The sequence below is a fragment of the Cryobacterium arcticum genome (genome assembly GCF_003185895.1).
GTDB lineage: Bacteria > Actinomycetota > Actinomycetes > Actinomycetales > Microbacteriaceae > Cryobacterium > Cryobacterium arcticum.
In genome coordinates, this window is the sequence record NZ_QHLY01000012.1 from 107,322 (window position 1) to 134,136 (window position 26,815).

Consider the following 26,815-nt stretch of genomic DNA (forward strand, 5'->3'; position numbering starts at 1 on the left):
AGGACGGAGTGGGCAATGGCAAATTCTCCCGCGGACGACGCCCGGAATGGCGCGTCTTCGTTGCCCTACGCGTCCGAGCAGCTCGCAGCACTGCTCGAAGTCCTCTCCGTCTGGTCCTCCGGGACCTTCATCCGGGGTCTCGCTGTCGGTGCTGGCGTGGACCTTGACGCTACGTCCATCGTGGCGATCACGCTACTGGCCCGCGACGGGGAGCAGCGCGCCTCTGCGCTAGCGACGCGGCTGCGCGTCGGTGCGTCGGCGATCTCCAAATTGAGCAACCGGATGGGCGCACTGGGGTTGGTCGAGAAGCGACCGGACCCCGACGACTCTCGTGCCACTCTGCTGCGTCTGACCCCGGCCGGAGCCGCGGCCGCCAACGCGCTGGTGCGAGCCGGCGATGACATGGTCAACGAGCTGATGCTGATGTGGCCCGACGACGACCGCGTGCAGTTCGACCGCCTGCTCCGCCAGTTCCGTGACGACGCGATCACGCACGCCATCCGCATTGAGGCAGCGACACTGCCTCCCGCAACTCCCAGAAAGAAGTGACATGAACGCCAGAACCTACCTCGTCACCGGCGCCGCCAGCGGCATCGGCAAGGCCACCGCCGAGCTCCTCAATTCGCGTGGACACCGCGTCATCGGCGCCGACCTCACGGGCACTGATATCAACGCCGATCTGTCCACCGTTGTCGGTCGGGAGACGCTGGTCAAGCAGGCCACCGAGTTGTCGGGAGGCGTGCTCGACGCCGTCATCGCCGTCGCGGGACTCAGCCACCCAATCCCAGTCACCGCCTCGGTGAACTACTACGGCGCGATCGCGACTCTGGAAGGCCTGCGCCCGTTGCTCACACGGTCCGCTGCCCCGCGGGCCGTGGTGGTTGACTCGATGGCGTCGCTGCAGTCCTACGACGAGGAACTTGTGCAGCTCTTCCTGACGGGTACCGAAGCGCAAGCGGTGGCGCGCTGCGCTGAACTCGTAGAATCTCCGGCAACCGGCCACCAGATCTATTCGTCCAGCAAACGCGCGCTGGCCCGCTGGCTGCGTACCACCGCGACCACGCCAGAGTGGGCTGGAGCGGGCATTCCGCTGAACGCCATCGCACCGGGCGTTGTTTTGACGCCGATGACAAAGGAACTCGTTGCCACGTCCGAGGGTCGGGCAAAGCTGAACGAGCAGGTGCCCATGCCGCTCAACGGCCCGTTTGACCCGATCGTCGCCGCACGGTTGCTCGTCTGGCTCGCCGACGGAGAGAATTCGCACCTCTGTGGGCAGGTCATCTTCGTCGACGGCGGCTACGACGCGGTGCTGCGGGGCGACAGCACCTGGTAGACGGCCAACTCTGACGGAGGACCTGTGTCCCAATTCGGGCGTCAGGTTCGGAGGTGCTGTTTCCGATGTGCGCCCCGAGAGTGACTTGCGTCTGCGAGTCAGACACTCGTCATGTGATGTTCTTCCAATAGACGATCATGTGCGCCCCGGGGCGGTATCAAGCTTGTGGTGTGGAAGACATCCGCGGGAAGCCGGACAAGTGAGGGACTTCGATGAACTACGCAGAGCTGTTCTCAGTTGTCGTGGTCGGTCCCGCACGGTGGGAGGTGCGACATGAAGTCACCAATGAACTGGCCGGCGTCATCCAACGCACCCCTCGAGGCTACTTAGTGAGAAATGACGAGACGGAGCCGATTGGGAGCTTCGACTCGATCACGAGCGCACTCGAGGGTCTGTACGCGGTGGCGTGACGCAGTCGTGTCGGGCGAGAGGATTCCACCACTTGATCCCGACACACAGCGAGAGTTCACCTTCAGGCGGTTGCCGGGGGAGCGCTCGCGCTGAAGAATGTCCTTATGGGAGATCTCGACGAAACTCAGGCCATCGACCAGGTGATCGACAGGCTGGCGCAACGGTTCCCGAGCTTGGAGCGCGAACACATCGCGGCCGTTGTCGAAGATGAGCACGGGAAATTGGATGAGGGTCGGGTCCGTGACTTCGTGCCCGTTCTGGTCGAAAAGGCAGCCAAGCGACGGCTGAAGAAAGAGGCCAAAGAATCTCTCGCGCCGGTCGGACAGCCGGAAGCGCTGGCTCCGCTACCCGACGGCGACCTGGACCCGATGGAAGTCGAGCAGGCACGCCGCGAAGGCCAAGGTAGCCACTTGTTCAGTGGTCTTCTCGGCAGTTCCGGCGAGAACGAACGCTAAGCAGTTCCAAGAGTCAGTCCGCGTCGGACTTGAGGGGTGCATCACCCTGTCGGAGCTGCGCCCAGTGTCGCAACCGTTCGGTGATGGCTCGCTCGTACCCACCGGTGGTCGGCTCGTAGAAGGTCTGTCGGGGCATGCCATCGGGGAAATAGTTCGCGCCGGAAAAACCCGTCTCGGTGTCGGGATCGTACTGGTAGCCGTCGCCGTAGCCGAGGTCTTTCATCAGACGGGTCGGGGCATTGAGGATGTGTGCAGGTGGCATCAGCGATCCGGTGCGTTTCGCGGCGGCGCGCGCCTTGTTGAACCCGCGGTACACCCCGATCGACTTCGGCGCGGTCGCGAGGTAGATGACTGCTTGCGCGATGGCGAGTTCTCCTTCGGGCGAGCCGAGGCGCTCGTAGACGTCCCAGGCGGCGAGGGCCTGTTGAACGGCGTTCGGGTCGGCCATGCCGATATCCTCCGTGGCGAAGCGGGTGATGCGTCGGGCGATGAACAGTGGGTCTTCGCCGCCCTCGAGCATCCGTGCCAACCAGTACAGGGCCGCGTCCGGGTCGGAGCCGCGCATCGACTTGTGGAGCGCGGAGATGAGGTTGTAGTGGCCTTCCTGCGCTTTGTCGTACAGCGGCGCCCGTTTCTGCACGGCGGCGGCGAGGGCGGCCGGGTCGAGGAGTGCGGGCAGGGCGTGCACCTGCTCGATCATGTTCAGCAGGTACCGTCCGTCACCGTCTGCCATGGCGATCAGCGCCTGGCGTGCGTCTTCGGTCAGCGGTAGCGGATGGCCGATGAGCGCTTCGGCACGGGTAATGAGGGTACTGAGCGCGACCTCGTCGAGGCGTTTCAGAACGAAGACCTGGGTGCGGGACAGCAAGGCGCCGTTGAGTTCGAAGCTGGGATTCTCTGTGGTCGCGCCGACGAGGATTACCGTTCCGTCTTCGACGTAGGGGAGGAATGAGTCCTGCTGGGCGCGGTTGAAGCGGTGGATCTCGTCGACGAAGAGCAGCGTGCCCTGGCCGACCTCGCGCCGGCGCTGGGCTGATTGAAAGACTTTTCGAAGGTCCGCGACGCCGGCGAAGGTGGCTGAAAGTGGTTCAAAGGCCAGGTCGGTCTGCTCGGCGAGAAGCCGCGCGATGGTGGTCTTTCCGCACCCGGGCGGCCCCCACAACACCATCGATACAAGTCTTTGAGCGCCCACCATGCGCCCGACCGGCGCATCCGCCCCGAGAACATGGTCTTGCCCGACGACGTCCTGCAGGGTACGCGGCCGGAGCCGATCAGCCAGCGGCCGCGAGTCATCGTCGACGTCGAAGAGCGATGGCGTCTCGCTCATGACTGCCCCCGCAGCTTGCCGAACTTGTCGGGATCGACCGGCCGTTTTGCACGGGGCAGGTTCTCGACCACAAGCAGGTAGGACTCGGTGACCAGGTCGCGGACGAGGGGCTTTTGCAGGTGCCCGCCCGGGTTCAAGGTGATCCAGTGCTGCTTGTTCATGTGGTAACCCGGCGTGATGTCCTCGTGCTGCTCACGGAGGGCCTTGCCGTCTTCCGGGTTTACCTTGACGGTCACGATCGGCTCACCGGTGACTGCGGTCATCAGCATGAAGACCTTACCGCGCACCTTGAACACCTCCCACTCGGGCCCGAAGGGGTGCTCGAGCTCTGCGCCGGGAAGCTCCTCGACGCGGTCTCGGGCGTGCTGCTGTAGTTTCTCGCCCTTCATGGGTCCCTCCTGAGGGTGACTGGCACTCGTATGGCCATGTGCAACTGCGTACAATGGTACATACTTCGCCTGACATTGAGGAGAGCGCGTGAGGAAGGGCAAGCCGAATGACCCGGAGCGCCGAAGCCGGATTCTTCGTGCCGCGCTGGAGGTCATCGCGTCGGACGGGGTGCACGCGGCGTCGTATCGACGCATCGCCGCGCAGGCCGACGTGCCGCTGGGGTCGACGACCTACTACTTCGCCGACCTGGAGACGCTGATCGTAAGCGCGTTCGAGACCCTACGTTACGGGCTCGAACCGCGATACGCGGCACCACTGCGCGGAGCCCGCACCGACGCTGACGTCGTTGACGCGCTCGTGGCCGCTACGTGCGGCTCAACGGCTCCAAGGCCCGCGGACATCCGTCTATACGAGGAGATGCATCTTTACGGGGCGCGCAGTCCGCGGGTTGCGGACCTTCTTCGCGACCTCCAAGAGGAGTCTCTCGTGATTCTCCGTCGTTCCCTCTCGGACGGCGCAGCCCGAGCTGTCGACGCGCTTATGTGGGGGTGGTGGAGCTACCGCGCCCTCCACGCGGACAAACCGCTCGATGAGGGGATGGTACGGGATGCCTACTGCGCTCTGGTCGAATTCTCCACTGTGGATAGTGCAGCACGCGAGGTGCGTTCTCGTAATTGACGCCTATGGACCGGAAGAGGTTGCGGGTCGAGGAAGGGCGGCCGAATGCGGCGCAGACGTTCTCAAGGCCCGCGCCGCATCGGATGGGGGCGCTACTCCGCGGTATTGGCGGCTGTGACGCTGACGCTCCAGGTGACACCGAAGCGGTCGGTGAGCATGCCGAAACCGGCGCTCCATGCCGACGCGGCCAATGGCTCGACGACGATGGCGCCGATCGACAGCGCATCCCAGTAGCCCTGCAACTCGTCGAGGCTGTCGCACCCGATCGAGACGAACAGGGCCTGGTCGGTGATGGTGGTGTTGTTCTCGCGGCGGGTGGAGCCGCCGCCGGCGATCGAGCCCTCGCTCTGGCCGGGGATGTCGTAGCCCATCACCCGGAAGCCGTTCTCTGCAGCCACGAGACCGAAGACGACCTTGTCGGCGCCGGGCAGCTCGGCAGGCATGCCGAAGTCCGCGTAGGTGTTGATGACGGTGTGACCGCCGAACACTGACTGGTAGAACTCCAGTGCTGCTCGGGCGTCGCCACGGAAGTTCAGGTGGGTGGTGGTCTGGATGGTCATGTCTACTCCTAGTGAGAACGGCGGCGGGGGTTTCCCTGCACTATCAAGCCTCACAGGCATGTAGGGCGGTTTCTGTCCTAGTTGCCGACTAATCTTGAGGTATGACGACGACCTCGCGGCTGCTGAATCTGCTGTCGCTCCTGCAGACCCGACGCGATTGGCCCGGCTCGGTGCTCGCCGAACGGCTGAACATCAGCCACCGCACGGTGCGCCGCGACGTCGACCGCCTCCGGGAGATGGGATACAGCATCCAGGCGACCATGGGAGTCGATGGCGGGTACCGGCTCGACGCCGGCAGCGAGCTGCCTCCGCTGCTGTTCGACGACGACCAGGCGATCGCCCTCGCGGTCTCTCTGCAGGCGGCCACGGTGACCGGCGTCGGGATCGAGGAAGGCGCCCTGCGCGCCCTGACCACCGTGCGGCAGGTCATGCCGTCGCGCCTGCGGCATCGCCTGAACGCGCTCGAGTTCACCACGATTCCCACCCGCCCCGGCGACGCAGCGCCCGCGTCAGTGTCACCGGAAGTGCTCATCGCGCTCTCGAGCGCGGCCCGCGCCTCGGAGGTGCTGCGGTTCGACTATGCCGGCCCCGATGCGGGTTCCGACCCGGCGCCTCCGCGCCGGGTGGAACCGCACCACTTGCTCACCTCACACGGCCGCTGGTACCTCGTTGCGTGGGACCTCGAGCGCGACGACTGGCGCGTCTTTCGTGCCGACCGCATCAACCCACGCACCCCGACCGGGCCAAGATTCGCCCCCCGCCAAATACCCGGCGGGAACGTGACCGAGTATGTGTCGGCTCGTTTCAAGGGCTCCGAGCGCACCAACCAGTGGCCATGCACCGGGAAGGTCATCCTCGGACGGCCGGCCGGCTACGTCCTGCCATTCGCGGGTGACGGAATTGTCGAAGACCTCGGCTCCGGCCGGTGCAGCCTCGAAGCCGGCTCCTGGTCCTGGGTCGCCCTCGCCGCCGCATTCAACCGCTTCGACACCGACATCGAGGTCATCGGCCCGCCGGAGCTCAGCCAGGCGTTCGCCCAACTCGCCGAACGGAACGCAGCCACTGCCGAAGGGACGCTCGCGCCACCCACCTAGCTGCGCCTCCCCGTGCGCATGGACGCGTCTACCGCTGGATGAACTCGATAAGGTCGGGATTGAGGACATCGGCGTGCGTCGTCAACATGCCGTGCGGAAAGCCCTCATAGATCTTGAGGGTCGAGTTGCTCAGAAGCTCGTGCTGCTTGAGCGACGCATCCTTGTAGGGAACGATCTGGTCGTCGTCGCCCTGCATCACGAGAACCGGAACACTGATCGACCTGAGGTCTTCTGTCTGGTCCGTCTCAGAGAACGCCTTGATTCCTACGTAGTGCGCCAGGGCGCTGCCCGTCATGCCTTGGCGCCACCAGTTGTCGACGACGGCCTGGGACACCTCGGCACCTTCACGGTTGAAGCCGTAGAAGGGCCCGGATGCCACAGCAACATAGAACTCAGCCCGATTGGCGGCCAGTGCGTCGCGGAAACCGTCGAAGACCGACAGGGGCGTTCCGTCAGGGTTGGCGTCGGTCTGCACCATCAGCGGGGGAACAGCTGCAACGAGAACAGCCTTCGCCACGCGCCCTTGGGGCTCGCCGTACTGGGCGACGTACCGCGCGACCTGGCCGCCTCCGGTGGAGTGGCCGATGTGGATCGCGTTCTTCAGGTCGAGGTGTTCGACCACGGCGGACACATCGCTGGCGTAGTGGTCCATGTCGTGGCCGGAGCCGATGTCAGTCGACCTGCCGTGGCCACGGCGGTCGCTGGCGATGACCCGGTACCCCTTGGAGTGGAAGAAGAGCATCTGCGCGTCCCAGTCGTCGCTGGACAGCGGCCAGCCGTGGTGGAACACGATGGGCTGGGCGTCTTTGTTTCCCCAGTCCTTGTAGAAGATTTCTGTGCCGTCTTCGATGGTGACAAAAGCCATGATTAGTCTCCCTTTCTCGTCGAACCAAGCCGCGCTCGGGCCAACTATCGATTTTCCTGCTCCGCGGTGACGCGGCGCGTGCATCAACCGTAATATCGCAGTGCTCTCTGGCGGTAGTAAGACGATCATCGAGATCTTCCCGCCTTACCTTCTAGCGGGGTCACCGGCCCGTTAACGTGAGCACATGCAGGCCGACGACGTCGTAGGCGAGACCCGACGCGAGATCTGAGCAATTGTGTGACATCCGCTCTCGGTGACATCGACGATGAGCGCTCGAACCAGCACGTCGACGTAGGAATCGATCCAGTGTCGCGAACGCGCTGTGCGAAGCGCGTGCCGTCGCCGTTCGCGGTGACGACTGTGCAGGTCGAGGAGTACGAAGCTGCGGTCGTTTTTGACGTTCCGTACCGCCCAAGCTAAATCAGGTGGCCGGTCGCGCGCGTGGCCATCCGAGAGCTACCTTCATCGGCGGCGCAGGCGGCGATGGAGCGGTGTTGTCCACTCGACGAGGGCGCGATACTACTGTTGCCGTATGCTCACAAACGATCCGCTGCCCAACCACCCCGCCCCGGACAACCCGTCCGGAAAGCTGATTCTCCTGCGCCACGGGGAGACGGCGTGGTCGAAAGATGGCAAGCACACGGGGCTCACAGACATTCCGCTCACGCCCCGGGGTGAGGACTTGGCCCGCGGCGCGGGGCGGTTGGTGGCCGGTTACGATTTCTCGCTCGTGCTGACCTCGCCGTTGGAGCGTGCGCGGCGGACGGCTGAGCTTGCGGGTCTTCAGGCCGAGGTCGACCCGTTTCTCGTGGAGTGGGACTACGGCGGGTACGAAGGGCGCACGACCCGCGACATCCGCCGCGAGCTCGGCTACAACTGGAGCGCATTCACCCACGGCGTGATTCGCGGTGAGACGCCCGGTGAGACGGTCGAAGAGGTTGCCGCCCGCGCGTCACGGGTGCTCACACGGGTGCTGCCGGCGCTGGTGGACGGAGATGTCGCCCTGATCGCGCACGGCCATTTCCTGCGCATTCTGACCGCCGTGTACCTGAGACTGGCCCCGCGATTCGGGGCTCAAATCACCCTGGATGCTGGATCGGTCTCCGTGCTCAGCTACTACCGCGAGCAACCGGCCATCCTGTCGTGGAACTACGGCGCCGAACTGCCCATGGAGCCGTCGGAGTCCTAGAGCCAACAGGCGCCCTCATCAGTGCTCCTGTGGTTGCGCTACCAAGGGCAGGAGCCGAACGAGGAAACAGCACAGCAGAACCAGGGCGCCGACCACGGCGAGGCTCGTGAGCATGCCGCCCCCTACCTGCTCGGAGCGGCAGCACAGTATGCCGCCACAGTGCAGAATGTGCCTTCAGGAGGCGATAGAAAGGCCTATCTCGAACTCTTCGCAGCAGAGCTGACGCGGATGGACTCGGACGTGATCGCCCAGGAGACCGCCGCGGCTCTGGTCGAGCACGATGACCGCGAGCAGTTTCTAGCCGGCGTCGACATCTTCCTGGCCGGCATCGAGGCCGCGACGGCCTCAGGTGGTTCTGAGCCCGGCGAGCAGTAACTCTACGGCTGCACGCGCTTCGGATGCCCAGAGCGGCCGGTCGGTTGCGGATCCGATGCCGTGCAGCACGATCATGACCGCCCCGACGGTCACGTTATTGCGGATGGCGCCGTCGGCGGCCGCGCGACTCAGGAGGTCGGCGACCGTCGACTCGAGTTCCATCCCGCCGTCGGCCTGCACCGCCGGGTCCACGACGGCTGCGAGGCGGCGCGCGAGGCCGGCGTGCGCCACCACGTACTCAACGAAGCCGCGCAGGAGAGCGTCGAGGTTTTCCCCGGCGGACCGTGTCGGGTCGCGGGCCTGATCGCAGAGCGCGGCCACCTCTCCCTCGTACACTGCAGCGGTCAATGCCTCTCGCGTGGGGAAGTGCCGATAGAGCGTCCCCACTCCCACGCCGGCACGCGCCGCGAAGTCGTCGAAGCGCACCTGTTCGTCCCGATCGAATACGTCCCGAGCGGCGGCCACGATCGCGTCCCGGTTGCGGCGCGCATCCGCTCGCAGTGCTCGTACCTGGGCCATGGTGAGACCTCTCATTGACAAGTGGAGACTGTCTCCATATTCTCGTAACTGGAGACAGGCTCCATGTTACCGAGGGAGACCGTCATGCGCATTCTGATGTTTGGTCGTGGAGTAATCGCGACGATCTACGGTCGGGTTCTTGACGCCGCGGGGCACGACGTCGAGTTCTACGTGCGCCCGGGTCGGGCTGCGGAGTATGGGGACGAGGTGCAGCTGGATTGGATCGATGGGCGCCGTAAGCCGTTCGGCCGGCGGACACGTGAGTCGTTCCACCCGACGTTGCGAGAATCCATCGACCCGGGCGACGGCTTCGATCTGATCGTGCTTAGCGTCGGGCACCATCGTCTCGCAGAGGCGGCCGCGTTCCTCGCTCCCCGGCTGGGCACGGCGACGGTGTTGGTGTTCGGCAATCTCTGGAAGGAGCCGTTGGCCGCGGTCGCGCCGCTTCCGGCCGATCGACTCGTGTTCGGATTCCCGCAGGCGGGCGGCGGTTTTGGGGTCGACGGCGTGCTGTGGGGCGCGATGCTGCCAGCCGTCATCATCGGCACAATGGGCGCCTCACCGGCGCGGCGGGAACAGCAGGTGTTGACGGCCTTCCGGCAGGCCGGCATCGCCGTGAGGAAGGAGACAGACATGCGCGGGTGGCTATGGCTCCACTTCATCGCTGACGCCGGTATGTTCGCCCAGGCGATGCGGAGCGGGTCGCTGGCGAACATGATCGGCGACCGTCGAGCGTTCCGCGAGGCGTTCTTGGCGACTCGGGAGCTGCTGCCCGTTCTCGAGGCTCGGGGTGTCGACCTGCGACGGCACCGCGGCGCCCTGTTGCCGTACCGGCTGCCCTTCCTGGTCGCCACGGCGTCCGGATGGGCGACTTCATTGATCCCGATCGCTCAGAGAAGCCTCGCGGCGCATACGGATCCACACGCTCCGGAGGCCCGCGCCGTGCTCGAGGACACGCTGGACGAAGCACGCCGGCTCGGTATTCCTACCCCGCGTCTCGAGCGGTGAATTCTGCGGGTCTGGGCAGTCCTTCGCCGCATGGCGCGAGAATTGTTCCATGGCACGCATTCTCATCACCGGTTCCACCGACGGGCTGGGCCGAGCAACGGCCGCGGCACTCCTCGACGACGGCCACGAGGTCATCCTGCACGCCCGCAACCCACACCGCGCCGCTGCCATCACCGTCCTGAGCTCCCGGGGAGCGGATCTGGTCATCGCCGACCAGGCCGACCGGCAGGCCGTGCTCGATGCTGCGGATGAGCTCAATGCCGGGCCGCCGATCGACGCCGTCATCCACAACGCCGGCGTCATCTCGGGCGCGTCAGTTCTGCCAGTGAACGTGGTGGCGCCATATCTCTTCACCGCCCTGCTGCGCACCCCCACCCGGCACGTCTATCTCAGCAGCGGTATGCACCGGGGAGGGTCGACGAACCTCCGTGGGCTCGACTGGGAGGGAGGCCGGGCGACGGCCGGCTACTCCGACAGCAAACTCTTCGTGACTGCGCTCTCGGCCGCGATTGCCCACCGCTGGGCCCCGAGCATTCTGGCCAATGCCGTCGACCCCGGGTGGGTGCCGACCAAGATGGGCGGCGCCGGGGCCCCAGACGACTTCGACCTGGGGCACCAGACCCAGGAGCGCCTGGCGACAGACACACGCCTAGAGATCAGTGGCGGCTATTGGCACCACGGAGTGCGGCAGCAGCCCTCCCGGAGCGTGGACGACCCCGACTTTCAGGAGCGACTTCTTTCCGCCCTGGCCGATGCCACCGGCGTCGCCTTGCCCTCCCGGTAACCAAGCCATCGTCTAATGTTCTTTTCATGCAGATCATGCGTTCAATCGAGTCGATCAACCCGCGTTACCGGAGCGTTTTTACCCGATTGACCGTGCATCACGTTGCGACGTTTGAGAACCTCCTGGATCTCATCCGCAACGAACAGGCTACACATCCGGACATATCGGTCTTCATCACTCTCGATGACCTCGGCCAGGCCCTTTACACAAGCATGCATGCCACAGAGAGCGACGAGTTGGAGATCGTCACCGATGACCTCGACTTCCTGGGCGATACGCGGGCCGAGGAAGCGCGCGAGCTGCGGCAATTCGCGCACACCTCGGCGCAGCTGGCCGCACCCGGACTTCGACGCACGTGGGCAGATCTGCGCGGCACCCGAGAGGGCACGGCGGAGACCGTCGACGCGCTGGTCGCCATGAACGACAACCCTGTCGAGGTCCTCGACGACGTGATCCTCGTGATGCATGTGCCGGCCGACGATGAGACGGCGGCGATCGCCGCCGTACCCAACGGGTACTTCAGTGACGACTGGAACATCTTTGAGAACCACGCCGTCGCACAGCATCTGGCGAACGGATACGGATATCGCCCGCTCGGGATCGGCGCCTCCTGGATCGGGTTCGTGCGGGAGGCGCCCTTGGCAGCTCCGGACGCCAAGCGGCTCGTCGCCGACCTGACGGAAATCTATGGTGCTCCGGAGGCCCCAGGCTGGGAGAGCCTCGGTGCCGTTCTGACCCGCCAGGCCACGCTCTTCTTGGGATACACGGATGGCTTCGAGGAGTAGCTTCAGCCCGATCACAGAGAAACGGCGGTTGCTGTGGTGGCTCGCCGGAGCCTGCCTGGCGGGGAGCTCGGTGATCTGGGCGCTGTGGGTCGTGCCCGTATCGGCGTCGGTGGCCGAGGCTCGCCCGACTGCGCTCGGTGAAAGCATCGATCTGTCAGGCACCGACGGCTCTGGCGTATGGGCGACGGGATCTGCAGCGCTCCTCGGCCTGGTGCAGTGCCGAGCGGAGACTGTCGACGGGCGCACATTGGCAACTCGAGCCGTGCCCTCACCGGGCTGGGACGACACGCTGTGGTGGATGACGCCGCGCGAGTCGTATACACCGCTGTTCAGCGTCGAAGACTCCGACGGCGTTGCCGCCTCGATCACCTGTGCGTCGCGGCTGGCCGACTACGAGGGAGACTTTCTCGTGGCCGACGACGTCTCCGGCGGGGGCAGCGCGGTCGGTCTCGGTCGCGGGGGAAACATCGACTATCCCGTCGGTACGCTTCTGGCGCTCGGCGCCGTCATGGGCCCCCTATTCGGCGTCGCGTTGACCGTGACGCTCATCCTTCAGGGAGTCCGGTCGCGCCTGCGACGCCGCACACCCGTCGGGTGAGTGCGACGCCGCGACTTGGCTGGGCTGCCGGGCGCCGACAGTCGTCACGGCTCCCGCCGGGCGGTGCGCCACAGCCCGAATGCGAGCGGCACCGCGAGCCAGACCACGAGGGACACGGCCAGGCGCGGCCAGTCGGCGGCGGTCATCGCCCCCATCATCAGCACGTTGAGGGTCTGGTTCACGTCGAGCCACTCCGCTGGACCGCGCAACGACTCGATGGTGAGGGTCAGCACCGTCCACACGGTGGGCAGCGCGAGATAGGCCACGATCGCCACGGGCGTGCTCAGGAACGCGAGCCCGGACGCGACACCCTGCCAGACGAGCAGCACGAGCGCCAGCGCGCTGCCGCCCACGATGCCCCAGTCGAGCGCCCATGATCCGTCGCCGCCCAGCCACACGATTCCCACGAGATTGAGCAGGGCACTGACCATAAAGGTCACCGCCATCACGATGAGCCCCAGCGCGCCCGCCGAGGCCAGCTTCGCGAGATTCACCCGGGTGCGGCGGGGTTCCAGGGTGAACGTCGTCAGCGCCGTGCGCGCCGACCACTCGCTCGTGGCGGCCATCACGCCGATCAACGGCAGCAGCAACAACTGCCCGAGCGACGCCGACTGGCTGAGCGTCGTCCAGGTGAGGGCCGCCGCATCCGCGGTGAACAGAGTGAGTGCGATGAACCCGCAATTCACCAGGGCGATCGCCACGAGAAGCCACACGCCGGCCCGGGTGTCGAGCTGCTTGCGCAACTCGACCCGGCAGAGCCGCAGAAACGGGATGCCGCCCGCAGCGGTGCGAGGGCCGGCCGACTGCCCTGCGGGCGGCGCGTCGATGACCGTACCAACGGCCTGGTGGGTACTGCGATACGCGCTCATGCGGAGACATCCTCTCGCCCGTGCTGGGCGGTCATGGTGAAGAACAGTTCTTCCAGGCCGGCGTTCGCGGCCGGACGGAGATCGGTCACGACAATCGCCGCGCCGAGGGCGATCCGCCCGACGTCATCGACCGTGGCGGATGTGGTGAGCCCGGCGCCCGTGGCGGCTACATCGAACCCGGCCGCGATCAGGGCCGCGCCGAGGCGGTCGTCGTCGAGGCTCTGCACCTGGGTTCCCGGCACGGCGAGCAGCTCGGCGGCGCTGCCGTGGGCGAGCACCCGTCCCTGGCCGATGATGACCAAGTCGTCGGCCACCGCCTCCACCTCGAGCAGCAGGTGAGAGGACAGCAGTACGGTGCCGCCCGCGGCGGCAAACGACGTGAGCAGGCCACGCATCCAGCGGATGCCGGCCGGGTCGAGGCCGTTTGCGGGTTCGTCGAGGATCAGCACCTGCGGGTCGCCGAGCAGCGCGGCGGCTAGCCCTAACCGTTGCCGCATGCCCAGGGAATAGCCGCGGATGCGGCTGCCGCCCTCGCTCGGAGTGAGGCCGACGAGCTCGAGCACCTCCTCCACCCGGCGAGCGGGCAGCTTCATCACCTGTGCGGAGATCGAGAGCGATTCCCGACCCGTGCGCCCGTTGTGCTGGGCGGCGGCGTCGAGCAGCACGCCCACGTGCCGGCCGGGATTCTCCAGGGCGCGGAACGGCACGCCGAGCACGGTGCTGTTGCCGGAGGTGGGCGAGGCTAGGCCGCACAGCATGCGCATGGTGGTGGACTTGCCGGCCCCGTTGGGGCCGAGGAACCCGGTGATGCGTCCGGGCGAGGCGGTGAACGACACGTCGTCGACGGCGACCCGGGAGCGGTATCGCTTGGTGAGGTGTTCTGCGGTGATCATGTGTTCCATGGTTGCGGCGGGCCGTTTCGAGCGAATCGCGCTCCCGTCTCGGCCGTCTCCACCTTTAGTCGGAGACGAAAGGACCGAAGGGTGAATGGATGCTGAGGGCGCGCCGCATACGCTGGACAGGTGACCGCCAGGCTGAGTACCGCCCCACCCGACCGTGTCGTGCCGACGCCGGCACCCCGGTTGCGGCCCTGGTCGCGCCTCTGGCGCTACCTCGTGGCCGTGGGCCTCGGACTGGTGGTGCTGTTCGGCAACCTGACGGAACTCCTCGGCCAGGACCCCGCCGCGCTCTCGGAGGAAGCGAACGTCGTCATCGGCGGCTTCGTGCTGCTCGACCTGCTGCTCGGCGTGGTCGCCGTGTGCCTGCTGTCGCTTCGCCGCCGGTTTCCCGTGCTGACCGCGGTGCTCACCGCCTGCCTGTCGGCCATCTCGGTGTTCGCGGTGGGATCGGCGGCCTTGGCCATCGTGTCGATGAGCACCCGCCGACGCTGGAAGCCGGTGGTGGCGGTCGGCTTCGTCTGGGTCGCCGCAACCGCGTTCTACGAGCTGGTCCTTCGGCCAAGCATTCCCGGCATGATGGTCGATTCCGCGCTCAGCTGGGCATCCGGCGGGCTGGCCATCGCGATCTATGCGATCTGCGCCACCACCGGGTTCTACATCGGAGCGCGCCGCGACCTCCTGGCCTCGCTGCGCGATCGGGCCGAGACCGCCGAACGCGAGCAGGCGCTGCGCGAAGAGTCGGCGCGGGAATCCGAGCGCACCCGCATCGCCCGGGAGATGCACGACGTGCTGGCGCACCACATCTCGCTGCTCTCCCTGCACGCCGGCGTGCTCACCTACCGCACCGATCTGACCCGGCAAGAAACGGTGGATGCGGCCACGATCATTCAGAGCAACGCCCAACTCGCGCTGACCGAGCTGCGGCAGATTCTCGGGGTGCTGCGCAGCCGAGACGGCGAGGGGGCCGGCGACGGCTCCGGCCTCGCCGAGCCGCCTCAGCCCACGCTCGCCGAGCTGCCCGCCCTACTCGCTGATTCTCGGGAGGGCGGAATGCGTGTGTCCCTTGACGCGAGCGGGCTCGGTGACGAGGCGATGACGATTGCCGGCGCTGACCGCGCGGTCTCCGCGCCGGAGGGCGGCCGGGCGGAATTCGAGGGGCTGTCCGAGTCGGTTTCCCGCGCTGCCTATCGCATCATCCAGGAGGCCCTCACGAACGCACGCAAGCACGCGGCCGGCGCCCCCGTCACTCTGGAGATCGACCGGCGCGGCGGCGAGCTGCTCGTCGCGGTGCGGAATCCGCTGCGCGGATCCCCGGCTGTGTCGAGCATGAGCAGCGGCATGGGGCTGACCGGTCTGCGGGAACGGGCCGAGCTCGCTGGCGGAAGCCTCGCTCACGGTGCCGACCGTGACGGTGGATTCATCGTGACCGCGAGATTGCCGTGGCAGTGAGCATCCGTGTTGCGATCGTCGACGACGACGCCCTGGTGCGGGCTGGCCTCCGCATGATTCTCGGGGGGGACCCGTCGATTGAAATAGTCGGGGAGGCTGCCGACGGCCGGGAGGCCCTGGACCTTATCGCGCGGGTCAGCCCGCATGTGGTGCTTATGGACATCCGGATGCCTCGACTGGACGGACTCGAGACCACCCAGACACTCACCGCGCGCGGCGACGGAGCTCGGGTGATCGTGCTGACGACCTTTGACACCGACGAGCTTGTGCTCACAGCCCTGCGGCACGGCGCCGTGGGATTTCTGCTGAAGGACACCCCGCCGGCCGACATCGTCGACGCGGTGCGCCGGGTCGCAGCTGGTGAGTCGACTCTGTCACCCAGTGTGACGGCGCAACTGATCGCCACCGTGACCAGCGGCGACGGCGGGCGACGGCGGCGCGCAAGTGTGTTGCTGGGTCGGCTGACCGAGCGGGAGCGCGAGGTGGCCGTCTCGGTCGGGCACGGCCTGTCGAACGCTGAAATCGCGGCTCAACTGTTCATGGGCGTCGCGACGGTCAAGACGCACGTCGGTCACGTCTTCGCCAAGCTCGAAGTGACGAACCGGGTGCAGGTCGCGCGCACTGTGCACGACGCGGGATTGACGGGGGAGTAGGGTCCTGCACGGCGGGGCCCGTCAGACCCGGCCAGCTCTCGTCAGCCGCGGCCGGCCAGCCGATCAGGCACGATCCACGACGGCCTCGACTCGGGCGTGTTCGTCAGTGCAGAAAGCATCGCACCGGCTGCCGAGAGACTGGTCATTGATTTCGCCAAGAGAGTCGCTCCTGAAGAACCTCAGGAGCGACTCTCTGTTGGTGGGTGTGGGTATGCGGATTGACAGCTGCGCCTAGCCGAACGGCACGGCGCCGACCAGCACGCCGACGAGCAGCATCACCAGCGAGACCACGCAGGCCCGCCAGAGCACCTTCTTGTGGTGGTCGCCCAGGTTCACGTTGGCAAGTGAGACCAGCAACAGAATCGCGGGTACCAGCGGGCTCTGCAGGTGCACGGGCTGACCGATGATCGAGGCGCGGGCCATCTCCACCGGGTCGATGCCGTAGGTCGCCGCGCTCTCGGCGAGCACGGGGAGGATGCCGAAGTAGAACGCGTCGTTGGACATGAAGAAGGTCATCGGAATGGAGAGCACTCCGGTGATGACCGCGAGGTATTCACCCATCGATGACGGCACGACCTGCACCACCCAGTCGGCCATGGCCGTGACCATGCCGGTGCCGTTCAGCACGCCGACGAGCACGCCGGCGGCGAGCACCATCGAGACGACGCCGACGATGCTGGGGGCGTGCGCCACGATCTCGTCGGCCTGGCTGCGGAGCTTCGGAAAGTTGATCGCGAGGGCCACTGCCGTGCCGACCATGAAGATGTAAGGCAGCGGCATGATGTCCAGCACGAGCAGCACCATGACGGTGAGCGTCAGCGCGAGGTTCACCCAGATCAGCTTGGGTCGCAGGGTCGGCCGATCCGCGCTCAGCATGGTGTCGGCCATCATCGTGTCGCGTTCGTCTTCCAACGTCAGCTGCTGGGCGAGCGTTGCCTGGCCCGCCGGCATCCGCTGGCCCGGGCGCACCGTGAGAATACCGGTGGTGTCGAGCGTTGCGGCGGCTCCCGGCCGCACATCGGTGCCGCGCACGACGCGGTTGCCGCCGAAGATCCCGCGCCAGAAACCCGGCGCCGACGGTGCAGCATCCGCCAGCGCGGCGGGGGAGTACTCGAGCGAGCCGATGCGCTTGCGCTCGGCCAGGCCGAGGAACCAGGCGAAGGCCAGGGCGATGATGAGGCCGGTTGCGAGCGAGGGCAGCATCGGCACGAAGATATCGGTGGGTGAGACGCCGAGCGCCGACGCGGCCCGCACGGTGGGGCCGCCCCACGGCACGATGTTGAGGGTGCCGTTCATCAGGCCGGCCACGCAGGTGAGCACCACCGGGCTCATGCCCATCCGCAGGTAGATCGGCAGCATCGCCGAGGTCGTGATGATGAAGGTCGTCGAACCGTCGCCGTCGAGCGACACCGCCCCGGCGAGGATCGCCGTGCCCAGCACCACCTTGGCCGGGTCGTTGCCGAGGAACCGGGTGATCAGCCGGATGAGGGGATCGAACAGCCCGACGTCGATCATGATGCCGAAGAACATGATCGCGAACATGAGCAGCGCCGCCGTTGGGGCGAGATCCCCGATCGACTCGATGATCATGTCGCCGAGGCCCAGGCCGGCACCGGCGAAGAGGCCGAAGATGGTGGGAACGAGGATGAGGGCGACCATTGGCGTGAGCCGCCTGGTCATGATGAGCACCATGAAGGTGAGGATCATGGTGAATCCGAGAATGACGAGCACATCGACTCCTTTGTCTCTGTCTGGGTGGTGCGTGTGTCTGGGTAATGCGTGTGTCTGGATGCTGCGGCCGAGTCAGGTGGACCCGCCCGGCGGTCACCGCCGAAGCGGATGACGATGAGTGTGAAGCCTAGACAGGCGGCAGACGCGGCATCCGGTATCTCGCTTTGCTGCACGTATTGCGCATATCGTTAGTTGTGCGCATTGTGCTCGATGCGCCGCAAGGAGGCGGACGTGCGGTTCTCGACGCAGATGCTGCTGCTGCAGCTCGGATGCGTGGCCGTGGTCGTCGCGATCTGCACCGGCGTGTTCGTGGGGATCGGGGTGCAGCAGCTGCGCGCCGAGGCCGAGACCTCCGCGCTGTCGATCGCGCGCACAGTCGCCGCCGACTCCGATGTGCGCGCCGGTGTCGCCCGCGCGTCGGCCGACGCGGGCACGCCGACGAACGCGAGCCTCCGCGGCGGGCCGCTCTTCGTTTCCGCGGCCGCGGCGGAGGCCAACACCGGTGCGCTGTTCATCGTGATCACCGACGACCACGGCATACGGCTGGCCCACCCCGACCCGGAGCTGCTCGGAGCGGTGGTCAGTACCGAGTTCGCCGAGGCTCTGGCCGGGCGGGAGACGGTGTCGTGGGAATCCGGCACCCTCGGCGAGTCCGCTCGCGCCAAAGTGCCCGTGCGCGACCCCGACACCGAGGTTCCGGTGGGGGAGGTGAGTGTGGGGTTCGCCCCGAGCAGTGTGTTCCAGGAGCTTCCGCTCCTGCTGGGCGGTGTGGCGCTGGCCGCCAGCGTTGCCCTCGCGCTGGGCGCGATCGTGTCGTTCGTGCTCCGGCGCCGCCTCGAGCGTCTCACCCTCGGGCTGCAGCCCGAGGAGTTGTCGGCGCTGGTGCAGAACCAGGCGGCGGTGCTCGACGGCGTGGGGGATGGGGTGCTCGCCTACGGACCTGACGACGTCGTCACCGTCGCCAACACCACGGCCGCGCGGCTGCTCGGCATCCCCGACCTGGTCGGGCGCCGCATCCACGACCTCGAGTTGCCCGGGCCGGTGATCGCGGCCCTCGCCGGTGAACCGAAGCCGCTGACCACCGGTGCGCGGGCAGCGGAGGCGGCCGACCCGGTCGTACTCGGCGAGCACGTGGTCTACATCGACACCCACCCGGTGTCGCACGCGAACCAGGACCTGGGCCTGATCGCGGTGATCCGCGACCGCACCGACATCGTGACCCTCACCGATCGACTGGAAACCGTGGCGTCGATGACCGAGGCGCTGCGGGTGCAGCGCCACGAGTTCGCCAACCGACTGCACGTGACGGCCGGTCTGATGGACGCCGGCCGGGTGCCCGATGCCCGCGACTACCTCGACGAGGTGCTGGACGAATCCCGGGCGCCCGGCGGACCGTTCGCCGGTGAGCATCTGACCGAGCCGTTCCTGCTGTCGCTGGTGGAAGCCAAGGCCGCGCAGGCCGGGGAACGGGGTGTGCGCTTGACCGTGGGCGCGGATTCGCTGGTGCGTGGCGTGGTCTCGGCGCCCGCGGACGTGGCCACCGTGCTGGCCAACCTCGTTGACAACGCGGTGACCGCGGCCGTGTACGGCACCGAGCCCCGGTGGGTGGACGTGGAACTGCTCGACGACGGCGACACCCTGGTCATGACGGTGTCCGATTCGGGGCCGGGCGTGGCCGACGTGGCGCGGGTGTTCAGCAACGTGCCGCGACCAGACGTCGACCCGGATGCGGTGCACGGGCGCGGGATCGGACTGCCACTGGTGCGCGACATCGCCGCGCGGCTCGGCGGAGAGGTGTGGCTGGCCGACGCCGGCGGCCCGGGCGGAAACGGGGCCGTGTTCTGCGCTCGACTGCCGGGGGTCATGCAGGCGCCGGCGCATCCAACTCAAGGAGAAGAACGATGACCGAAACCATTTCCGTGCTCGTCGTCGACGATGACTTCCGCGTCGGCGGCCTGCATCAGGGCATCGTGGATGCGTGCCCCGGCTACACCGCCCTCGAGCCGGTTCGAGGAGTGCGCGCTGCCCGCGCGGCGGTGCGCGATCTGCAGCCCGACCTCGTGATCTGCGACGTCTACCTGCCCGACGGTGACGGGATCGCCTTCGTCGCCGAGATCGAGATTGACGCGTTCATGATCAGCGCGGCGTCGGATGGCGCCACCGTGCGCCGTGCACTCCGCGCCGGCGCGCTGGACTACCTCATCAAGCCGTTCGAACCTGCGCAGCTGAGCGAACGGTTGGAGGCGTATCGCCGGTTCCGCACCCTGGCCGCAGAAGACCGCCAGCTCGACCAGGATGCCATCGAGAAGGCCCAACGGGTGCTGCACGGGCGCGACGGTGGCCTCGCATCCGGGTCGCGGTCCACCACCGAGAAGCTGCTCATCGACCTGCTGCAAGACGGTGAAACATCCGCGAGCCTGATCGCGGATCGGGCCGGGCTGTCGCGCGCGACGGCGCAGCGGCACCTGGCCGCCCTGGCCACCCGCGGTGACGTGGACGTGACCCTGCGCTACGGCTCGACCGGTCGGCCCGAGCACCGCTACAGCGTGCGCCGCTGACCGATTGCGCTGAGCGAGATGACACAGGCTGGCTCCGCTCCCAGATGATGCCTTCTGTGCCAGCCCCACCTACGCTGGATTCGTTACCAACCAAAGGATTCGCCGTGTCAGACAACCATGCAGAGTCAACTCCGAGCCACGTCCCCAACCCGGACGAGCCGTCTATCCCAGAGCTCGAAGACGATCAGACGATCGCGCCGCGCCCCGAGGAAGAGATCGCTGACGCGCTGCGGGCGCAACCCGACGCTGACTGACGAGCTGTCGGAACCCACCCGCCAGCCCTACCAGGCAGTCGAGCGCGCCCCGAACGGCGGCAGGATGCACGACACCATCGGTGGCGTCGCGCTCCAGCGGCACGAACGGGGCAGCGAGCAGGTCGCTCCGGCGCGCGAGAGGCCCGGGCGTGACGTCTAGTCAGCCGTTCGATCGAGTCTCCTCGCCCGGAATTTGTTGTACGCCAACAAGAGGCGCGGAACTCCGAGGTAGACCGCTGTAGGAACCACAAGGATGGTCAAAACGAGGGCTTTCAGGACGGGTGGCCAGGCCGGCGCCAGGTAGCTCAGGCCTGTCATGCCGAGAGCAACGAGTGGGAAAATAACCAGCCAGGTCGCGACCACGCGGACGTGGACCGACGCGACGGCGGGATTGCGGTGATGTTGGGCGTCTGTTTCATCGGCGGCGAGCGGTTTTCCCTCGTGCTCCACAGGTCTCCTTACGGTTTGGAAGTGCTGCCGTGAGACGGTCGCCTGATTAGGTGGCGGTAGCCCAAGGCGACACCCGATCATAATCGGTGACGGCTATGACTTTTGGGAGCATGTACATGAGAGCCCAAGAAGTCGAAGACCCATTCAGAATCTTTGTCTACTGCCGTGTCACATTGAAATTTCCGCCGGCGAAATCGACTGACCATCCTCACGTAGCTGGAGGAGATAGAGTCGTGTTCGATCTCTGCAGGTACGTATCAGCGACACTCACCTTCCCCAGGCCCGGAACGCGTCGGGCCAAGCAACGCGGTGAACGTGCTCACGCGCTCCTGTGCCCGTGCCGGGCGACCACATCCGCCGATCTAGACAGCGAGAGAACTTTGGACACTGTTGTCAGCGTCACCGCCGAGGTGGCAAGGTAATGGCTCGTGCACCCAAGAGCGACGCTCCCGGCACGCAGCGCATTCTCAATAACAACGTTGTGATCGTGGTCGACGACGGCGGCAACGAGCGTGTGTTGATGGGTGCGGGTCTGGGCTTCCGGCTCAAGACCGACAGCGTCCTCGACCTGGAACTCGTTGAGAAGTCGTTCGTGCTCGAATCGAAATCCGACGGGGATCGAGCACGGACCCTTCTGGTCGATATGCCGTACGAGGCGGTCGAAGCCGTCATGTCCGCCATCGAAGTTGCCGAGCGGCAGCTGAAGAAAGACCTCGGTCGCAGGCTGCCACTCGCCGTACTCGACCACATGAACTACGTGATCGAACGGGTACGGACCGGATTGCAGATGGCGGTGGCGCCGATGCCGGAACTGGCGATTCTGTATCCTGACGAGTTCGCTGCTGCCACCTCGATGGTCGAATCGATCGGCGCATCGCTCGGCGTGAAATTGCCCCCGGAGGAATGCGTGTTCCTCACGATGCACCTGCTCAACACCACTCGAAATCAGCCCGACGGCACAGCAGCAATCCTCCTTCGCCGGTTGCAGCACATTGTGGTGACCGTCGAGAACGGGCTGGGCATGACCCTCGACGCCGGGAGCGCAGACTACGCCCGCTTCATCCTGCACATCCAGTTCCTCCTCCAACGGCTGACCTCAGGTTCGATGCTGCGTGGGTCTGACTCCTCCTTCTACCAATTCGCCAAGCATTCGTACCCGCGGTCCTTCGCGGTCGCACTAGCCGTGCAGGAGTACATCGCGGCTGCCACGAACCAGGCTCTCACTGACGAAGAAGTGCTGTATGTGACCGTGCACGTCGAGCGGCTGACGTCGCGAGGGGTGGGCCCGTCTGCGGCCTGATTTGTGCTGCCGACGGCGCACCCGTATGCTGAGATCCAAGTTACGGATTGTCACTGTGCAAACAGGCAAGACCTGAACTCTCACCGAATATTCGGTGGTGAGGTTCAGGTCTTTTTTTTGCCCGGAAACAGCCGGCGGTGACCTACCGCACCCACAAACAGGCCGCGACGGCGCGGCGGAAAGGTGACACTTCGATGGATTATTCGAAGACAGCCGCAGAGATTTTGGACGGAATCGGCGGGGAGAAGAACGTTCAGTCGCTGGTGCACTGCGCAACGAGACTGAGGTTCGTACTCACGGATGAGACGAAAGCCGACACAGATCGGGTACGCGCTACTCCCGGGGTCATCGCCGTCGCGCGCTCCGGTGGTCAGTACCAGGTCGTGATCGGCAACGACGTCCCCGAGGTCTACGCCGAAATCGGCAAGATCTCGTCGATCCTGCAGAACACGGGTGACAGTCGGCCGAAGCGCACCGAAGGCAGTCTGCTGAGCCGTTTCATCTCGATGATCTCCGCCATCTTCACCCCGCTGCTGTGGCCGCTTGCCGGCACCGGGCTGCTCAAAGCCTTCCTGAGCCTAGCCGTCGCCCTGTCATGGATCGATTCGGCCAGCCCGACTCACCTGGTCTTGAACGCCCTCTCCGATGCCTTCATCACCTTCCTGCCGCTCGCACTGGCGATCACGGCAGCCCGGTACTTCAAGGCGAGTGAGTTCACCTCGCTCGCAATTGCCGCGGCACTCGTATACCCGGCGATCGCCGGCGCACAAGGCGTGCCGGACCTGAACTTCTTCGGTATTCCGTTCGTGATGGTGAGCTACGCCTCCAGTGTCATCCCCATCATCATCATCGTGTGGCTGCAGAGCTACGGGGAGCGGTTCTTCTACGCCAAGCTCCCGGCGGCGATTCGCCGGTTCATGACGCCGATGATCATGGTGCTCGTTCTGGTCCCGTTGACGTTCGTCGTGATCGGGCCGATCTCCAACTTCGTGAGCTCGATGCTGGCTGACGGAATTGGTTGGGTGTTCGCGGTCGCACCGTGGTTGGGTGGCGCGCTCATCGGCGGATCCTGGCAGGCTTTGACGACTGTGGGACTGCACTGGGGATTCATCCCGCTGTTCGCACTCGAGTACCAGCGAACCGGCCTGATCCTGGTGCTCGCGCCGGTCTTCGCGTCGGGCTTCGCGCAGTGCGCTGCTGCGCTGGGCGTCTGGATCCGCACCCGGGATGCCGACCGTCGTTCGCTCGCGGGTCCGGCGACGTTGTCCGGGTTCCTGGCGGGAATCACCGAGCCAGCGATCTATGGCGTGAACCTGCCGTTGAAGCGACCGTTCGCGTTCGGCCTGATCGGTGGCGCCGTCGGCGGTGCGTTGATCTCGGCCGGTGGAGTGTCCTCCAGCGCGTTCGTCGTGGCTTCAGGATTGTCGTTGCCGGCTCTATTCGGGTCGGGCAGCACCCTCATGCTCGTCCTCGGGCTGGCCGCCTCGATCATCATTCCCTTCGTTCTGGTGATGGTGTTCGGATTCAAGGAGCCCGTGACTGCAGCGGCTTCCATGGGAGAACCAAGCGCCGATGTCGCGGTCAACAGCCCGATGGATGGCGTAGTCGTGCCGCTGTCCGAGGTGCCGGATATCGCCTTCGCGGAAGGAGGGCTCGGCCAGGGTGTTGCGATTCGGCCGACCTCCGGTGTTGTCTACGCACCGTTTGACGGCGTGGTCGCGGCGGTCTTCCCGTCGAAGCACGCGATCGGTCTGCGCCACGCGAATGGTGCGGAGCTCTTGATCCATGTCGGAATCGACACCGTCAAACTCGCGGGTGAACACTTCGTCTCGGACCTCACCAAGGGTCAGTCGGTGAAGGCTGGCGAGGTTCTTCTGGAGTTCGACCGTGCCGCGATCGATGCTGCCGGGTACGACCTCATCTCTCCGGTGATCATTCTGAATGCCGGTAAGTATCCAGTTGTGGCTTCGGGTGCCTCAGGCGCCATCCGGCACGGTGACGCGTTGTATCTCGCCGTCGCCGCGGAACCTGTCGAGGTCAAATAGCCTCCTGGTTCGTTCCACGCTTTGCGCCCGCCCGGGCGTTCCAAACGTCGGCCCCGGCCGGCACGTTTTAGGGAGTTTCATCCGTGTTGACCATTGCATTCATCGGAAACGGTAAGAGCACGAATCGCTATCATCTGCCCTTCGTGCTCACCCGTCCGGAGTCGTTCCGGGTGAAGACAATCTACGGTCGAAGCAAGCCGGTGTGGCCGACCCTGCCCGATGTCGAGTACGTGAGCGACATCGAGCAGGTGTGGTCGGACCCGGAGGTAGATCTCGTAGTCGTGACGACCGCGTTCGAGTCGCACGCATCGTTCGCGCGGACGGCCTTGGAGCGCGGAAAGAACGTGCTGGTGGAGAAGCCGTTCACTGAGACAGCCGAGGAGGCCCGCGAGCTGTTCGCGCTCGCGGACGAACGCGGACTGTTCCTGCAGACCTATCAGAACCGTCGCTTCGATTCCGATCTCCTGACCGTGCAGAAGGTGATCGAAAGCGGAGTGCTGGGCGAACTGCTCGAAGTCGAAATGCACTACGACTACTACCGGCCAGAGACCCCCATGAACGCGCACCCCACGGAAGGGGTGACGACCTCGTATCTCTTCGGACACGCGGTGCACACCGTCGACCAGGTGCTGAGCGTCTTCGGAAGCCCGGACCGTATCCACTACGACGTGCGTCAGCTTCTCGGCCCGGGCCGGATGAACGACTACTTCGACATCGACCTTTATTACGGCGTGCTGAAGGTGTCGGTGAAGTCCAGCTTCTTCCGTCTCGTCGGCCGCCCCGGCTTCGCGGTGTATGGGAAGAAGGGCGTGTTCATGAAGCACACGAAGGATCGTCAGGAGGAGCACCTGAAGGTGTTCTATATGCCCGGCAATCCAGGGTTCGGGATCGATCTGCCGGAGCACTACGGCACGGTCTCCTATATCGACGATGAGGGCGGCTTCCACGAGGAGAAGGTGGTTTCTGAGATCGGTGACTATGCCCGGTTCTATGACGGGGTGTACGCGTCGATCGTCAACGGGGCGCCGAAGGTCGTGACGGATGTGCAGACGATCGAGCTCATGGGCATCCTGGAAGAAGGCATCAAGTCGTGGGTGCCCGCAACGGACGCCAACGCTCGGGGCCAGGAGGCGGGGGAGTGAGCGACACCGGTGCTGCTCAGAGCACGATCGGACTCGCCGTCCTCGGCTCGGGAATGATCGTGCAGGACTTCTTGTCGATCGCCAGCGATCTGCCCGAGTTCGACCTGGCCGCCATCTTCGGGAACCAGCGGGACGTGTTGGAGGGACTGTCGGAGACGTACGGAATCCGCGCCGTCTACACGGACTACGAGGAGTGTCTGGCGGATCCTGCAGTTGAGGCTGTGTATGTCGGCTTGCCGAACAGCCTGCATTTCGGGTTCGCCCGGCGGGCGTTGCTGGCAGGAAAACACGTTATCTGCGAAAAGCCGTTCACCCTGAATCTGGAAGAGCTCAGAGAGCTGCGGGTCATCGCGAGTGAGCGTGGACTCATGCTCATCGAGGCCATCACGACGCAGTACTTGACGAATTACCGGCTGATCAAGGAGGCACTGCCCACCCTGGGCGCGCTGAAATTGATTCAGTGCAACTACTCCCAGTACTCATCGCGGTACCCGGCGTTTCGGCGGGGAGAAGTGCTCCCAGCGTTCGACCCGGCCCTCGGAGGCGGTGCCCTGATGGACATCGGTATCTACAACATCCACTTTGTCGTCGGGCTCCTGGGCAAGCCGGTGTCGGTGACGTATTCGGCCAATATCGAGCGCGGCGTCGACACGTCGGGAGTCCTGGTGCTGGAGTATCCGACCTGCCGGGTTGTGTGCGTGGGTGCGAAGGACTGTGGCGGCCCGGTGCAAAGCCTGGTCCAGGGGGACGGCGGCACTATCGTGTTGGATGGGCCGCCGAACCTCTGTGACAGTTTTACCGTGATGCGCACCGGTGAAGATCCGCTTCGAGTGGACGAAAAGGTGCACCCGCACCGTATGGTCGAGGAATTTCGTGCTTTTGCCCTCATGGTCCGCACGTCTGACACCGCTGGGCGGGATGAGCGGCTCAGTCATAGCGAGGCTGTGCTGGAGGTCGCTGCCCGGGCGCTCGACTCGGCTGGCATTCGCCTAGGCGTCTGACGCCGCCCCTGAACGACGTCGGCAGCGCCGCCACGTGACCGGAATCTGCCGGTCACGTGGTCAGCCGCACGTCTGACGGGCAGCGTCAGACGC

29 protein-coding genes are annotated in these 26,815 nt (G+C 65.9%); 20 read left to right on the forward strand and 9 right to left on the reverse strand.

Annotated elements, in window-relative coordinates:
- Nucleotides 1-15: 15 nt before the first annotated feature.
- From CTB96_RS10160 to CTB96_RS20510, 3 genes are all read left to right on the forward strand, one after another.
- On the forward strand, nt 16-549 hold the full coding sequence (locus tag CTB96_RS10160) for a MarR family winged helix-turn-helix transcriptional regulator (protein WP_110126804.1): 534 nt from the start codon (nt 16-18) through the stop codon (nt 547-549).
- Nucleotide 550: 1 nt separating this feature from the next.
- Nucleotides 551-1,333, forward strand: coding sequence for an SDR family oxidoreductase (locus CTB96_RS10165; RefSeq protein WP_110126805.1), 783 nt, complete (start codon nt 551-553; stop codon nt 1,331-1,333).
- A gap of 515 nt (nt 1,334-1,848) precedes the next feature.
- Entirely contained in the window at nt 1,849-2,199 is a 351-nt protein-coding gene (locus tag CTB96_RS20510; protein ID WP_181397226.1) for a three-helix bundle dimerization domain-containing protein, read from the forward strand.
- A gap of 13 nt (nt 2,200-2,212) precedes the next feature.
- On the opposite strand, the gene CTB96_RS10180 is transcribed toward CTB96_RS20510, so the two are convergent.
- Together CTB96_RS10180 and CTB96_RS10185 are read right to left on the reverse strand one after the other, a co-directional pair.
- Nucleotides 2,213-3,526: a replication-associated recombination protein A gene (locus CTB96_RS10180; protein ID WP_110126807.1), complete on the reverse strand. Its 1,314-nt coding sequence runs from the start codon at nt 3,524-3,526 to the stop codon at nt 2,213-2,215.
- Nucleotides 3,523-3,915 carry an MmcQ/YjbR family DNA-binding protein gene (locus CTB96_RS10185; RefSeq protein ID WP_110126808.1) on the reverse strand — a complete coding sequence of 131 codons (393 nt, stop codon included), beginning with the start codon at nt 3,913-3,915 and terminating at the stop codon, nt 3,523-3,525. The genes CTB96_RS10180 and CTB96_RS10185 overlap by 4 nt, the downstream gene beginning before the upstream one ends.
- Before the next feature lie 88 nt (nt 3,916-4,003).
- On the opposite strand from CTB96_RS10185, the gene CTB96_RS10190 reads away from it, so the two are divergent.
- Complete coding sequence (locus tag CTB96_RS10190; protein ID WP_110126809.1) at nt 4,004-4,594, forward strand: TetR/AcrR family transcriptional regulator; 591 nt, start codon at nt 4,004-4,006, stop codon at nt 4,592-4,594.
- Nucleotides 4,595-4,686: 92 nt separating this feature from the next.
- Here CTB96_RS10190 and CTB96_RS10195 read toward each other — a convergent pair whose 3' ends face one another.
- Complete coding sequence (locus tag CTB96_RS10195; protein ID WP_110126810.1) at nt 4,687-5,154, reverse strand: VOC family protein; 468 nt, start codon at nt 5,152-5,154, stop codon at nt 4,687-4,689.
- 101 nt (nt 5,155-5,255) lie between these two features.
- On the opposite strand from CTB96_RS10195, the gene CTB96_RS10200 reads away from it, so the two are divergent.
- Entirely contained in the window at nt 5,256-6,248 is a 993-nt protein-coding gene (locus CTB96_RS10200) for a helix-turn-helix transcriptional regulator (RefSeq protein ID WP_110126811.1), read from the forward strand.
- Nucleotides 6,249-6,276: 28 nt separating this feature from the next.
- Here the strand turns inward: CTB96_RS10200 and CTB96_RS10205 are convergent, their stop codons facing one another.
- Nucleotides 6,277-7,113 carry an alpha/beta fold hydrolase gene (locus tag CTB96_RS10205; RefSeq protein ID WP_110126812.1) on the reverse strand — a complete coding sequence of 279 codons (837 nt, stop codon included), beginning with the start codon at nt 7,111-7,113 and terminating at the stop codon, nt 6,277-6,279.
- 532 nt (nt 7,114-7,645) lie between these two features.
- On the opposite strand from CTB96_RS10205, the gene CTB96_RS10210 reads away from it, so the two are divergent.
- Nucleotides 7,646-8,302: a histidine phosphatase family protein gene (locus CTB96_RS10210; RefSeq protein WP_110126813.1), complete on the forward strand. Its 657-nt coding sequence runs from the start codon at nt 7,646-7,648 to the stop codon at nt 8,300-8,302.
- 21 nt (nt 8,303-8,323) lie between these two features.
- Nucleotides 8,324-8,677 carry a hypothetical protein gene (locus CTB96_RS10215; protein ID WP_110126814.1) on the forward strand — a complete coding sequence of 118 codons (354 nt, stop codon included), beginning with the start codon at nt 8,324-8,326 and terminating at the stop codon, nt 8,675-8,677.
- Here the strand turns inward: CTB96_RS10215 and CTB96_RS10220 are convergent.
- Nucleotides 8,648-9,211 carry a TetR/AcrR family transcriptional regulator gene (locus CTB96_RS10220; protein ID WP_248283467.1) on the reverse strand — a complete coding sequence of 188 codons (564 nt, stop codon included), beginning with the start codon at nt 9,209-9,211 and terminating at the stop codon, nt 8,648-8,650. The genes CTB96_RS10215 and CTB96_RS10220 overlap by 30 nt on opposite strands.
- Before the next feature lie 69 nt (nt 9,212-9,280).
- Between CTB96_RS10220 and CTB96_RS10225 the strand changes: the two genes are divergently transcribed.
- From CTB96_RS10225 to CTB96_RS10240, 4 genes are read left to right on the forward strand one after another with little or no spacing between them, the layout of a single operon-like run.
- The gene (locus tag CTB96_RS10225; RefSeq protein WP_110128420.1) at nt 9,281-10,204 is read left to right on the forward strand and encodes a ketopantoate reductase family protein; all 924 of its coding nucleotides are present in this window, start codon (nt 9,281-9,283) and stop codon (nt 10,202-10,204) included.
- Between the two features lie 49 nt (nt 10,205-10,253).
- A complete protein-coding gene (locus CTB96_RS10230; RefSeq protein WP_110126816.1) occupies nt 10,254-10,988 on the forward strand; it encodes an SDR family NAD(P)-dependent oxidoreductase in 735 nt (244 codons plus the stop codon).
- 26 nt (nt 10,989-11,014) lie between these two features.
- Entirely contained in the window at nt 11,015-11,773 is a 759-nt protein-coding gene (locus CTB96_RS10235) for a hypothetical protein (protein ID WP_110126817.1), read from the forward strand.
- 28 nt (nt 11,774-11,801) lie between these two features.
- Nucleotides 11,802-12,371, forward strand: a complete 570-nt coding sequence (locus CTB96_RS10240; protein WP_110126818.1) for a hypothetical protein — start codon at nt 11,802-11,804, stop codon at nt 12,369-12,371.
- Nucleotides 12,372-12,415: 44 nt separating this feature from the next.
- Here CTB96_RS10240 and CTB96_RS10245 read toward each other — a convergent pair whose 3' ends face one another.
- Both CTB96_RS10245 and CTB96_RS10250 read right to left on the reverse strand, forming a co-directional pair.
- Nucleotides 12,416-13,240, reverse strand: a complete 825-nt coding sequence (locus tag CTB96_RS10245; protein WP_110126819.1) for an ABC transporter permease — start codon at nt 13,238-13,240, stop codon at nt 12,416-12,418.
- On the reverse strand, nt 13,237-14,133 hold the full coding sequence (locus CTB96_RS10250; protein ID WP_181397227.1) for an ABC transporter ATP-binding protein: 897 nt from the start codon (nt 14,131-14,133) through the stop codon (nt 13,237-13,239). Before CTB96_RS10250 ends, CTB96_RS10245 begins: the two co-directional genes overlap by 4 nt.
- 129 nt (nt 14,134-14,262) lie before the next feature.
- On the opposite strand from CTB96_RS10250, the gene CTB96_RS10255 reads away from it, so the two are divergent.
- Together CTB96_RS10255 and CTB96_RS10260 are read left to right on the forward strand one after the other, a co-directional pair.
- A complete protein-coding gene (locus CTB96_RS10255) occupies nt 14,263-15,588 on the forward strand; it encodes a sensor histidine kinase (RefSeq protein WP_248283327.1) in 1,326 nt (441 codons plus the stop codon).
- Nucleotides 15,579-16,241 carry a response regulator gene (locus CTB96_RS10260; RefSeq protein ID WP_110126821.1) on the forward strand — a complete coding sequence of 221 codons (663 nt, stop codon included), beginning with the start codon at nt 15,579-15,581 and terminating at the stop codon, nt 16,239-16,241. The genes CTB96_RS10255 and CTB96_RS10260 overlap by 10 nt, the downstream gene beginning before the upstream one ends.
- Nucleotides 16,242-16,472: 231 nt before the next feature.
- On the opposite strand, the gene CTB96_RS10265 is transcribed toward CTB96_RS10260, so the two are convergent.
- Entirely contained in the window at nt 16,473-17,948 is a 1,476-nt protein-coding gene (locus tag CTB96_RS10265) for a CitMHS family transporter (protein ID WP_248283468.1), read from the reverse strand.
- Nucleotides 17,949-18,203: 255 nt separating this feature from the next.
- On the opposite strand from CTB96_RS10265, the gene CTB96_RS10270 reads away from it, so the two are divergent.
- From CTB96_RS10270 to CTB96_RS20515, 3 genes are all read left to right on the forward strand, one after another.
- Nucleotides 18,204-19,877, forward strand: coding sequence for a sensor histidine kinase (locus CTB96_RS10270; RefSeq protein WP_345788779.1), 1,674 nt, complete (start codon nt 18,204-18,206; stop codon nt 19,875-19,877).
- Entirely contained in the window at nt 19,874-20,530 is a 657-nt protein-coding gene (locus tag CTB96_RS10275; RefSeq protein WP_110126823.1) for a response regulator, read from the forward strand. The genes CTB96_RS10270 and CTB96_RS10275 overlap by 4 nt, the downstream gene beginning before the upstream one ends.
- 104 nt (nt 20,531-20,634) lie before the next feature.
- Nucleotides 20,635-20,784 carry a hypothetical protein gene (locus CTB96_RS20515; RefSeq protein WP_181397228.1) on the forward strand — a complete coding sequence of 50 codons (150 nt, stop codon included), beginning with the start codon at nt 20,635-20,637 and terminating at the stop codon, nt 20,782-20,784.
- 156 nt (nt 20,785-20,940) lie between these two features.
- Here CTB96_RS20515 and CTB96_RS10280 read toward each other — a convergent pair whose 3' ends face one another.
- Nucleotides 20,941-21,234, reverse strand: coding sequence for a putative antibiotic biosynthesis monooxygenase (locus CTB96_RS10280; RefSeq protein ID WP_181397229.1), 294 nt, complete (start codon nt 21,232-21,234; stop codon nt 20,941-20,943).
- A 421-nt stretch (nt 21,235-21,655) separates the two neighbouring features.
- Between CTB96_RS10280 and CTB96_RS10285 the strand changes: the two genes are divergently transcribed.
- The 4 genes from CTB96_RS10285 (at nt 21,656) to CTB96_RS10300 (ending at nt 26,722) form a co-directional block, all read left to right on the forward strand.
- Nucleotides 21,656-22,534 carry a PRD domain-containing protein gene (locus tag CTB96_RS10285; RefSeq protein WP_110126824.1) on the forward strand — a complete coding sequence of 293 codons (879 nt, stop codon included), beginning with the start codon at nt 21,656-21,658 and terminating at the stop codon, nt 22,532-22,534.
- Between the two features lie 137 nt (nt 22,535-22,671).
- Complete coding sequence (locus CTB96_RS10290; protein ID WP_248283329.1) at nt 22,672-24,579, forward strand: beta-glucoside-specific PTS transporter subunit IIABC; 1,908 nt, start codon at nt 22,672-22,674, stop codon at nt 24,577-24,579.
- An 83-nt stretch (nt 24,580-24,662) separates the two neighbouring features.
- Nucleotides 24,663-25,721, forward strand: coding sequence for a Gfo/Idh/MocA family oxidoreductase (locus tag CTB96_RS10295; protein ID WP_110126826.1), 1,059 nt, complete (start codon nt 24,663-24,665; stop codon nt 25,719-25,721).
- Nucleotides 25,718-26,722 (forward strand): Gfo/Idh/MocA family protein, encoded by a 1,005-nt coding sequence (locus CTB96_RS10300; protein ID WP_248283330.1) that lies wholly within the window; start codon nt 25,718-25,720, stop codon nt 26,720-26,722. Before CTB96_RS10295 ends, CTB96_RS10300 begins: the two co-directional genes overlap by 4 nt.
- Nucleotides 26,723-26,815 lie beyond the last annotated feature (93 nt).